The 11036-nt window shown below is 38.9% G+C and carries 10 protein-coding genes and 1 pseudogene; 10 read left to right on the forward strand and 1 reads right to left on the reverse strand.

Annotation, left to right across the window (positions count from 1 at the left end; genetic code table 11):
- The 7 genes from B3Y13_RS02150 to B3Y13_RS02180 all read left to right on the forward strand — a co-directional run.
- Positions 1 to 478 (forward strand): RluA family pseudouridine synthase (locus B3Y13_RS02150; protein WP_296692431.1); only part of this gene is annotated, 478 nt, incomplete at its 5' end.
- A 59-nt stretch (positions 479 to 537) separates the two neighbouring features.
- Positions 538 to 882 carry an FHA domain-containing protein gene (locus tag B3Y13_RS02155; RefSeq protein ID WP_296022674.1) on the forward strand — a complete coding sequence of 115 codons (345 nt, stop codon included), beginning with the start codon at positions 538 to 540 and terminating at the stop codon, positions 880 to 882.
- Positions 883 to 906: 24 nt separating this feature from the next.
- Positions 907 to 2037: a metallophosphoesterase gene (locus B3Y13_RS02160; protein ID WP_296667794.1), complete on the forward strand. Its 1131-nt coding sequence runs from the start codon at positions 907 to 909 to the stop codon at positions 2035 to 2037.
- A gap of 43 nt (positions 2038 to 2080) precedes the next feature.
- Positions 2081 to 3766 (forward strand): serine/threonine protein kinase, encoded by a 1686-nt coding sequence (locus B3Y13_RS02165; RefSeq protein ID WP_296667793.1) that lies wholly within the window; start codon positions 2081 to 2083, stop codon positions 3764 to 3766.
- 317 nt (positions 3767 to 4083) lie between these two features.
- Positions 4084 to 6537, forward strand: coding sequence for an endopeptidase La (gene lon, locus B3Y13_RS02170; protein WP_296692434.1), 2454 nt, complete (start codon positions 4084 to 4086; stop codon positions 6535 to 6537).
- A 388-nt stretch (positions 6538 to 6925) separates the two neighbouring features.
- On the forward strand, positions 6926 to 8170 hold the full coding sequence (locus B3Y13_RS02175; RefSeq protein WP_296692436.1) for a class I SAM-dependent rRNA methyltransferase: 1245 nt from the start codon (positions 6926 to 6928) through the stop codon (positions 8168 to 8170).
- An 18-nt stretch (positions 8171 to 8188) separates the two neighbouring features.
- Positions 8189 to 9199, forward strand: coding sequence for a tRNA (adenosine(37)-N6)-dimethylallyltransferase (locus B3Y13_RS02180; protein WP_296692438.1), 1011 nt, complete (start codon positions 8189 to 8191; stop codon positions 9197 to 9199).
- On the opposite strand, the gene B3Y13_RS02185 is transcribed toward B3Y13_RS02180, so the two are convergent.
- Positions 9171 to 9383, reverse strand: coding sequence for a hypothetical protein (locus tag B3Y13_RS02185; protein WP_078929703.1), 213 nt, complete (start codon positions 9381 to 9383; stop codon positions 9171 to 9173). The two genes, B3Y13_RS02180 and B3Y13_RS02185, sit on opposite strands and share 29 nt — an antisense overlap.
- 158 nt (positions 9384 to 9541) lie before the next feature.
- Here B3Y13_RS02185 and B3Y13_RS02190 point away from each other — a divergent pair, with 158 nt between their 5' ends.
- The 3 genes and pseudogenes from B3Y13_RS02190 to B3Y13_RS02200 form a co-directional block, all read left to right on the forward strand.
- On the forward strand, positions 9542 to 10279 hold the full coding sequence (locus B3Y13_RS02190) for a TatD family hydrolase (RefSeq protein WP_296667852.1): 738 nt from the start codon (positions 9542 to 9544) through the stop codon (positions 10277 to 10279).
- Between the two features lie 51 nt (positions 10280 to 10330).
- Entirely contained in the window at positions 10331 to 10504 is a 174-nt protein-coding gene (locus B3Y13_RS02195) for a UvrB/UvrC motif-containing protein (protein WP_296692440.1), read from the forward strand.
- A gap of 3 nt (positions 10505 to 10507) precedes the next feature.
- Positions 10508 to 11036, forward strand: a pseudogene (locus B3Y13_RS02200) (hypothetical protein); the annotation flags it as partial.

Here is an 11036-nt window from a genome sequence, read left to right on the forward strand (position 1 = left end):
CCGCGACACTTCCGGCGTAATTCTCTTTACAAAAAAACGCGAAGCAAATGCCGCCTGCCACGACATGTTTGAGCGGCATACAGCAAAAAAAAATTACGTTGCCGCCATTTTAAAAGAACCTGCCTCAAAAAAAATTACAGTTGATTTTCCTATGGGCAGAATAAGCCCGAAAGGCCAGAGCGCAAAATGGGGAAAACTTTCCGAAGAAAAAGGAGGCTTAAAAAGCCGCACGGAATTTGAGTTTTTTAAGGCAAATTCCCGCTTTTTTTTGTATTATTGCAAACCTCTTACAGGACGCACTCATCAAATTCGCGTCCATTTAGCAAGCCTTGGCTGTCCGATTTTGGGAGACGAATTATACGGCGGAAAACCTTATAAGAGAATTATGCTGCATGCAGCAAGCCTTAGTTTTCCGCACCCGGCAACAAAAAATGTAATGACCGTAACCGCTCCGCTTCCTGGTGAATTTTCAGATTAAATAAATTTGCTTTTTGTTTTGATTTTACAGTTTTTCAGTTTGGTTGTATAATTCTATCCATGCAGGATACTACAATTGTAACAAGTTCGCCTGTCGGCCAGCATTTGGAAAAAATTGCTGATACCAGTCAGGTTTCATATTTAATGTTTAACAAAAAGAAAATCAATCTGGTCGCCAAAATGACAATCGGCCGTTCTCCAGACTGTAATATCGTAATTGACAACAAGCTTGCCAGCCGTTTGCATGCTTCGATTCAAAAAATCAAGGACGTTTTTTTTATAAAGGACGAAAATTCTACAAACGGAACTTTTATTAACGGAAGACGCATTCCGAATGACAAGTACGTTAAATTAAATCCGGGAGACAGGATTACAGTCGGTTCTGTAAATCTTGTTTTGGCGTAAAAAAATTGCCAAAAAGGGCTGTCCGTGGATTTAAAAACTGAACTTTTTAATATTTACCGCTCCGAAGATTTTCCTGAATATGATGCTTTTATGCATCTTCTTGAAAAAGCCTTGAATCTTTTGGAAAATGAAAATTCACTTTACCGTCCGAAAGAAAAATATGGCGAAAAATTTTCCGGCGGCCTTTTGGATTTTTGCTCAGAAAAAAAATTCGGAAAAGAAAAAAAGCCCGTTGTTGTAATTCCAGACATTCATGCGCGCGAATATTTTTTATGGCATATTCTGAATTTTGAAATTGAACTGGAAGATTTAAACAAAACATCTGATTCTGAAAAAAAATCAGGGCAGGAGAATGAAGCTTGCTTAAATTCCGAAAAAACAGAAAACAAAGAAGAGCCTTCTTGCCGGAAAATGAGCATTTTGGAAGCGTGTCAAAAAAAACTGATTTACCTTGTATGCGTTGGAGACATTTTTCATTCAGAGATGCGCTGCTATGAGCGCTGGAAAGATGCGTTTTCTGAATTTAAACGGGGCGTAATAAAAAGCGAGGCGATGAATCAGGAAATGCTGGAAAACCTGAAAGTTTTGCAGATGATTTTAAAATTAAAGCTTTCTTGTCCGGAAAATTTTCACTGCTTGAAAGGCAATCATGAAAATATTCTGAACGAAGAAGGCCGCGGTAATCATCCTTTTTATAAAATGGCTGCGGAAGGTGAAATGTTCTATCAGTTTATGGCAGAACAGTACGATGATGCTGTCATTTATATTTTAAGCTGCCTTGAGCACGCTTTGCCGCTATGTGCGGTTTTTCCAAATCTTGTAATAAGCCATGCCGAGCCGTTTTTTGAATTGACCCGGTCAAAAATCATAAATTACAGAAAATTTCCTGAAGTAACGCTTGCGCTTACCTGGACGGCAAATGGCGAGGCAAAAAAAGACAGCGTTTCTGAAAGCATAAAGAATCTTCTTGGAAAAAACTGCGCAAATGCCGTGTGGATTGGCGGCCACAGGCCTGTAAAAAACAGATACGGACTGCGTCAGAATGGAAAATATGTGCAGATTCATAACCCGGACGAAGAAAATATTGCTGTTGTCAAGCCAGATAGAAAATTTAATCCGGAAACTGATATTTTGAGAGTGGATGTAGAGAATTAGAACTGAAGTTTTAATCTTGACTTTTTATGGGAGTGTAAGTTTTATGGCAGAAAAAATTCCTGAAAGTATCGGAAAATACAAAATTCTTGGACTTGTTGCAAAAGGCGGAATGGGAGCGGTTTATAAAGCCGTTCATCCTTCTTTAAAAAGACTTGTAATCTTGAAAAAACTTACAATCCGAAACAATAAAATAGTCCGCGAGCGGTTTAAACGCGAAGCCCAGATTTTGCTCGATATGCAAAGCCCTTACATCGTTCATCTTTTTGACTATTTTGTCGAAGGTTCAAGCCATTATATTGTCGAAGAATTTGTTGAAGGTCTTTCCCTTGCTCAGGTTCTCGAAAAACAGGTTGCTCTTGGAACAGAACTTGCGCTTTTGATTTTTCAGGATGCCTGTCTTGCCTTGAAGTTTGCCCATGTAAGGGGAATTGTTCATCGCGACATTAAGCCTGGAAATATTCTTATTTCAAAAAGGGCGGAAGTAAAGCTTGCAGATTTTGGAATTGCTTCGACCGAAAGCGAAAATGAGCCGTCTCAAAAAAACGAAAGCGCCGCTGACAGTTCTGGAAAAACAGTTGCAGAAACTTCAACAACCCAGATTACAGGCGAATTGACAAGCCACGGCGTAACTTTGGGAACTCCTGCCTATATGTCTCCGGAACAGATCACAGACAGCAGAAGCGTAGACAGAAGGGCGGATATTTATTCGATGGGCGTAATGCTTTACGAAATGCTTACAGGAACAAAACCTTTTCCTTCAGCTTTAAATGCAGAAACTTTGGAAAAAATCCGCAAAGGAAAATACGTAAATCCGCGTAAAATCGACAGAAATATTCCTCCGGTAATTGCTGGAATGATAAAAAAAATGCTCAAGGCAAACCCGGCAAGAAGGTTTCAGTCGATTGATGCAGTTCTCAAAATTGTAAAAAAATATCTTTCTCATTACGATACTCACAAAATAAGAATTGCCCTTGCGCAGACTGTTCTTACAACAAGACAGTTTGCAATTCCTTCGTTTGAGCAGCGCGACAAAAAATTCAAAAAAATCGTCTGTGGAGTTTTGTCTGGAGTTGCGGCCTGCGTTCTTTTTTGCTTTGTTTGGAGCCGTGGCTATGTTCACAAAACTGTTTTACGGCATTGGTATAAGAGCGTTGTTTTAAATATGGAAATTCCTGTTGCTTCATCTGTGGACTCCGATCTTCCTTTGCGCGCATTCTTTTTTGCAGATGATGGAAAAGAAATTCCGGAAGTAAACGGAAGCCGCCGGATTTTTACTCAGCAGGCTCAAAATAATTCAAAAAACGTAAAAAACTATTCAACATATCCTGTTTATCTGCGTTCTGGAAAATACCGGATTAAAATTGCAGTAGGTCCTTATATAATGTGGCAGACTGTCGAAGTTGAAAAAGAAAATTTAAACTTAAAAATCAGCAGTCTTCGGAATGCAAACCGGCCTGTAAAAGTTCATGCAGAAAGTTACGACCGTTTTGAAGGGAATTCGCTTACTTCAAAGACAAAATTCTTTATTTCGTACCGCGGAAAATGGGTTTTGATGGACAGTGTTCCGTCAGGAAGCTTAAAAAGCGGTACTGTCGTAAAAATTCTTGCAAAATGCGAAGGCTACGAGGATGCTTTTTATTCTCTTATTCTTGACTGGTATCAGGATGAGCTTTTTTTGAATGCCGGACTTGAAAAATTGCAGGACAAAAGCAAATCCAAAGAGGAATAATTTTGTTGCCTACAGCCATTTTTATGGTTAAATTATAATTATGGCTAAAAATAATAACGACAATAATGACGAAAATAAACAGAATGACGCTTTAAAAGCTGTTGCTGAAAATTTAAAAAATGCAATAAATGAATTGGTTTCAAAGCATACGGATGCTGACGGAACTCCTGTCGATGTTGAAGTGACGGTAGAAAAAGATACTCCGCAGAAAGAAAAAAACGAAGGTGAAATTTCTGCAAAAAAAGACGAAACTGAAAAAAACGAAAAAAATACAGCCACAGGAAAAGAAGAAAAATCTAAAAAATCTTCAAAGAAAGGTGAACGGCGGGNNGGCGGACGATCCTGCAAGCTCAATTATCACAGTTGAGCAGGCACTTCCTCTAAAATTGCCTTTGGTCGTTCTTAACGGGCATCCGATTTTTCCTGGAATTTTTACACCGCTTATGCTTTCTAATCCTGACGATGTAAAAATTGTCGAAGATTCGTTCGAGGCAAATGGCTTTATCGGTCTGGTGCTTTCAAAAACGGAAGATGAAAATGCCGTTGCAAGCGATTTGTACGATATTGGAACTGTTGCAAGAATTATAAAAAAAATAAACCTTCCTGACGGTGGAGTAAACATCTTTGTTTCGACAATAAAACGTTTTAAAATCCGCCGGGTTTTGTCTGCAAAAAATCCAATTGTTGTTGCGGTTCAGTATCTCGATGACGAAGAAAGCGATACGTTTGAAACAAAAGCCCTGACACGCGCGCTTATAAGCGAAATGAAAGAGATAAGCGACAATAATCCGCTGTTTTCCGAAGAAATGCGCTTAAATATGGTGAATATCGACAATCCTGGAAAAATTGCCGATTTTGTTGCTTCGATTTTAAATGTTGAAAAATCTGACCAGCAAAAAGTTCTCGAAGAGCTTAACGTGCGCTCAAGGCTTGAGCAGGTTCTTGTTTTTATAAAAAAAGAACAGGAACTTTTGCGGATGCAGAAGAAAATTCAAAATGAATTAAACGAAAAAATTGAAAAAAATCAGCGCGAATACTTTTTACGAGAAGAAATGAAATCAATTCAAGATGAGCTTGGAATCGGTGCCGATGGAGAAGGAAACGATTATTCAAAATTTAAGGAAAAAATTGAAGGATTTAAATTTGAAGGCGAAATAAAGGAAGCTTTGGAAAGCGAACTCGAAAAATTCAAATTGATGGATTCCAATTCTTCTGAATATTTTGTAAGCCGCAATTATCTTGAGCTGGTCTGCGCCCTTCCGTGGAATGAAGAGCCAAAAGAAAATCTCGATCTTGCAAAAGCATATAAAATTCTTGAAAAAGACCATTACGGCCTTGACGATGTAAAAAAACGAATTCTTGAATATCTTGCAGTCCGAAAGATGAAAAAAGACAACAAAGGTTCAATTTTGATTCTTGTAGGACCGCCGGGAGTCGGAAAAACTTCAATCGGACACTCTATTGCGAATGCAATGAACAAGCCTTTTTACAGGTTTAGCGTTGGAGGCATGCGCGACGAGGCTGAAATAAAAGGACACCGCAGAACGTATATTGGCGCAATGCCTGGAAAAATTCTTCAGGGATTAAAGATTACAAAGACAAAATCGCCGGTCTTTATGATTGACGAAGTTGATAAAATGGGGGCAAGTGTTCAGGGCGACCCTGCTAGCGCGCTTCTTGAAGTNNATGTAAGTTTCCGCGACAGTTATTTGGATTTGCCGTTTGACGTAAGCAATGTGTTTTTTATTTTGACGGCAAATACACTGGATTCAATTCCGGAACCTCTTTTAGACCGCGCCGAAATAATCCAGCTTTCTGGTTATATCGATCAGGAGAAACTTGAAATTGCAAGAAAATACCTTATTCCAAAAAATCTTGCAAAAAACGGACTTGAAAAAGGCCAGGTAAAATATACAAAGGCCGCTCTTTTGCGTATCGCAGAGGAATATGCGCGCGAGGCCGGTGTCCGCAATTACGAAAAATGTATTGATAAAATTCACAGAAAGATAATTACACGGCAGCTTTCTGGAATTCCTGAAAACATCAAGACTTTGAGCGAAGTAAAAGAAATCGAAAATAACGAATGCGATTCTCTGGACGGAAAACAGTTTAATATTGATGCAAAAGATTTGGATACTTATCTTGGCAAGCCTGTTTTTGACGAAAGCGAAATCAAACGGGCCGAAATTCCTGGAACTTGCATTGGCCTTGCCTGGACAAGCATGGGAGGCGACACTCTTCTTATAGAAGCAATCAGTTTTCCTGACAGCAAGGGCGGACTTGTCTTGACCGGACAGATGGGCGATGTTATGAAAGAATCTTCTCAAATTGCCTTTAACTATGTAAAGCAGTATGCAATTGAACACAAGATAAAGCCGCAGAGCTGGTTTGATCAGAATGTAATTCACCTGCATATTCCGGAAGGAGCAACGCCAAAGGACGGACCGAGCGCAGGCATTACGATGGCAGTAACATTTATGTCTCTTTTGACTGGAAGGGTTGTAAAAAGCGATGTTGCAATGACCGGAGAACTTGATTTGACAGGTTCTGTCATGGCAATCGGCGGTTTACGCGAAAAAACTGTAGCTGCCAAGAGAAACGGAGTAAAGACGATTTTTATTCCGAAGAGCAATGAGCGCGATCTTGAAGAAATTCCTGAAATCGTAAAAACGGGAATAAAATTTATTCCTGTAAAAAAAGCATTTGAGGTTTTTCAGCAGGTTTTCCAGCCGGAAAAAATCGTGCAGGAAAAAAGCGACTACGGATTTTAGCGCATAACGGGGCTTGTAGCCCCGATTGCTTGCGTGCGCGGCACGCTGCGGCTTTTGCTGGCGCAAAACCCGGTTATTTTACGTATGCGCTAAAAGCGCACAACGGGGCTTGTAGCCCCGATTGCTTGCGTGCGCGGCACGCTGTGGCTTTTGCTGGCGCAAAACCCGGTTATTTTACGTGTGCGCTAAAAGCGCACAACGGGGCTTGTAGCCCCGATTGGAACAACGCCGGAGGCGTTCGGCTTGCCGAATGCAGCGTATAGCGGAACTGTGGAAAGCGGGTTAGTGCGAAAAATGTGCTCCAAAAATTTTGAATTCTGATACACTTTTGTAAATTTAATTTTTTTTGTATTATTAGCGTAAATTTTTGATTTTTGTCAGGTGAATTATGTTTCCAAGAGTGTTTTTAAATCCTTCCGAAGAGATTGAAGTTGCCCAGGGATTTCCGTGGGTTTTTGATAACGAAATCAGCCATGTAAAATTTGAAGAGAAAAGCGGTGTTAAGCAGGCTTCGCTTGGCGATTGTTCTGTAAAAGACGGCGAAGTTGTTGAAGTTTTTGCAAATGCGGGCGGTTTTTTGGGAACTGGTGTTATAAACCGCACTTCAAAAATTTCTGTCCGCATAATCGGAAGAGAACATGCCGACCAGATTATGAAAGACAGCCGCGCTTATTATGCAAAAAAAATTCAGGACGCTTACGACCTTAGAAAGCTTTATTACGACAGAAAAGACAGCTATCGTCTTGTCTATGCAGAAGCAGACTTGATTCCTGGCCTGATTGTTGAGCGCTACTGCGATGTAAAGAAAAATATTTATCTTGTTGTTCAGTTTTTGTCTTTGAGCGCAGAGGTTTTTAGAAAAGAAATTCTCGAAGCCTTAAATTCGATAATACGGCCTTATGGAATTTTTGAGAGGGATGACGCTGCTGTCCGCGAAAAAGAAGGTCTTGAAGAAAAATCCTGCTGGATTGGCGAAGCCCGCGACGAAAAGATTATGATTCGCGAAAACGATGTGCTTTTGGAAGTCGATATTGCGCATGGCCAGAAAACCGGGTATTTTCTTGACCAGAAATTTAACCGCAAACAGGTTGCAAAACTTGCTTCTGGAAAAAAAGTTCTCGATGCTTGCAGCCACACAGGCGCTTTTGGTCTGAACTGTTTTAAGGGAGATGCAAAAGATGTTACCTGCGTTGATTTGAGCCCGGAAGCCGTTGCAATGATTGAAAAAAATATTGAGCTCAACGGCGCCGGAAAAAAAGTAAAGGCTGTTTGCGCGGATATTTTTGACAAATTAAAAGAATACGAATCAAAAGGCGAAAAATTTGATTTGATTATCCTCGATCCTCCTGCGTTTACAAAAAGTGCGAAAAATATTCAAAAAGCGTACGGCGGATACAAAGAAATAAATCTTCGGGCAATGCGCCTTTTGACAGAAAACGGAATCCTCGTAACCTGTTCATGCTCTTACTTTTTTGATTCGGAGCATTTTTACGGAATGATTATGAAGGCGGCCGAAGATTCAAAAAAACGCGTTCAAATTTTGGCAAAGTACGGGGCTGGACCTGATCATCCAGTCCTTGCAGGTTATCCTAAGTCTGAATATTTAAAATGCGCTGTTTGCCGCGTGCTTTAGTTTTTCAGGAAACAAAAAATGAACTATAACTGTATTTTTGTAATCGGACCTACAGCTGTCGGAAAAACTGAAATTGGTGTCCGTCTTGCGGCAAGTCTTGGCGGCGAAGTTTTAAGCGCGGACAGCCGACAAGTTTACCGCGGACTCGACATTGGAAGTGGAAAGGATTTGCGCGATTTTAAGATGAATAAAAATCTCGCGCTTTCCCTCAATCCTGCGTTAAAGGACAAAATTACTGACGGTTTTTACAATGTTCCGTATCATATAATCGATGTTACGGATTTAAGTCACGAATACAGCCTGTTTGATTTTACGGCAGATTTTTACAATTCGTTTGCAGACTGCCAGAAACGCGGAGTTTTGCCGGTTGTTGTCGGCGGAACCGGAATGTATCTTGATTCAATACTCAGAAATTACGATATGATTCCGTTTGAAGAAGATAAGGCTGAAAGACAGGAACTTGAATCTCTTTCTTATGAAGAATTAAAGTCGATTTTAATATCAGAAAAAGAAAAGCTTCATAATACGAGTGAATTCGGCGACAGTGGGCGCATAATAAATGCAATTCTCTTAAACCGTTTTACAAAATCTGAAGAATATAAAACTCTGCGAAAAAAGGTTCTTTCGGCTCGTCCAAAGGTTAATCCTCTTGTGCTTGGCACAACCTTGCCGCGTCCTTTAGTCCGTGAGAGAATTGCAAAACGCCTGCACGACCGTCTTGAAGAGGGGTTAGTCGAAGAAGTTCAAAATCTGCACGAAAATGGAGCGTCCTGGCAGAGGCTTGAAAGTCTTGGTCTTGAATATCGTTTTGTGAGTGAATATCTTCAGCAGAAAATCGAAAGCAAAGAAAAACTTTTTGAGCTTTTAAACCTTGCAATCGGACAGTTTGCAAAAAGACAGGAAACCTGGTTTAAGGGAATGGAAAAGAAAGGCGTAAAAATAAATTGGCTGCCTCAAGAAATGCCTGTTGATGTTCGTTTCGAGGCAGCTTTGGAGCTAGTTAGGCAACGGCTTCAGCAGGAGACTTGATTTTAGTAAGATAGCCGGTGCGGATACAAGAGTCGAACAAAGCCTTGCTAATAAAATCTGTTGTAACGTCATCATATCCGTCTTCATCGCGAACAATGCGAACAATGTAGCCGTCGTCCATTTCGCGCACAACAGTCATGTAGTCAGTTTTTTTACCAATGCTTTTAAGAGTGTATGTTCCCATTTTGAATTCCTCCCGCGTTTTTAACGCAAAAAAAATGTTACGTACATAATTATTTTCGGTATAATAAAAAAAACATTAACAAAAAGTTTAAATATTCTGGCGCTTTCGTTTGTAGCCAGAAGTTTGCATGAGCTCTGCCGAGAAAATGAGGTTTTTAGTTGGTTTTTGACGCGCACTTGCATTTAGTTCATTCTTCTCTTCCTGATTTTTCTAAAACTGGAAAATCTGTCGATTTTTATGCCGGCGTTGCCTGCGCTCTTTCTGAGGATGAATTTATAAAACAGGAAAAAATCATTGATTCAATTCCTCAGAACTCCGGAATCAAGTTTTTTAAGTCGTTCGGAATTCACCCTCAAAACCCGGATTTTTCGTATTCAGAATACTTGATTCAGCTTCTCGAAAATAAAAAAATTGATGCGGTCGGGGAGTGCGGCTTTGATTTTTTTACGCAGGAATTTCGCACTATGTCTCGAAAACAGGAAAAAGTCTGGAATTTTCAGCTCGAGGCCGCAATAAAATACGGAAAGTCTCTTGTAATTCACGGAAGAAAGTGCACAGATCGTTTTTTTAAGGACATAAAACTTTTAAAAAAGGTCAAAGGCGTGATCTTTCATTCGTGGGCAGGAACTTTGACAGAAGCAAATTCGCTTTTAAAGAAGGGCGTAAATGCTTATTTTTCGTTTGGGAAGCCTATTTTAAATGGCAAGAAAAGTGCGATTGAATGCGTAAAATTTCTGGAAGAAAGCAGGATTGTCTTTGAAACCGATGCTCCGTATCAGACTTTAAAGGGCGAAGAAAAAACACTTCCCGAAGATATTTTAAAGGTTTATGAGCAGGCAGAAAAACTCCGTGGAAAAAAAATACAGCCTGATATAATGTCACTTTTCAAAAATTAGACTAATCTTTATAATTTTAGAGCGAATGTCGTGTTTTTTGCAGTTTAAAAAATGGACTTCGTTTTTATTAAAAATATAGAAATAAATAAAACAGAAGCAAGTGATAATAAAAATTCAGAAATAGAAACATTAAAAGAAAAATTAAATAGAGCAGTAAAAGAAGAGAATTATGAAGAGGCTGCTAAAATAAGAGATAAAATAAAAGAATTAAAAGGAGGCAAATAGAATATGTTAAATTGGTATTTACAAAATGGAAAAGATTCAGATGTTGTGGTTAGTTCAAGAATAAGACTTGCTAGAAATTTTAATAATATACCATTTACAACTAAGTTTTCAAAAGAGCAAGCACAAGAAGTTAAAAATAAAGTAAAAGAAATTACTCCAAGTATAGGTTATGGATTAAAGTTTATTGATTTAAATGATTTAGATGATGTTACTAAAATAAGCTTAATTGAAAAGAATCTAATTACAGCAGAATTTGCAATGAATAAAGCAAAAGTTGGAGCAATTTTAATAAATGATGAAGAAAACATTTGCATAATGATAAATGATGAAGATCATATAAGAATGCAATTTTTTAGTTCAGGTCTTGAGCTTGAAAATTTGAAAAATTTAGCTGTTGAAATTGATGAAAAAATTGCAAAACTTTTACCTTATGCAGTTAGTAAAAAGTATGGATATTTAACAGCATGTCCAACTAATGTTGGTACAGCAATGAAAGCTTCAGTAATAGTTCATTTACCAGCACTAACAATGA

Origin of the sequence: Treponema sp. UBA7567 (genome assembly GCF_002476655.1) — a bacterium.
GTDB lineage: Bacteria > Spirochaetota > Spirochaetia > Treponematales > Treponemataceae > Treponema_D.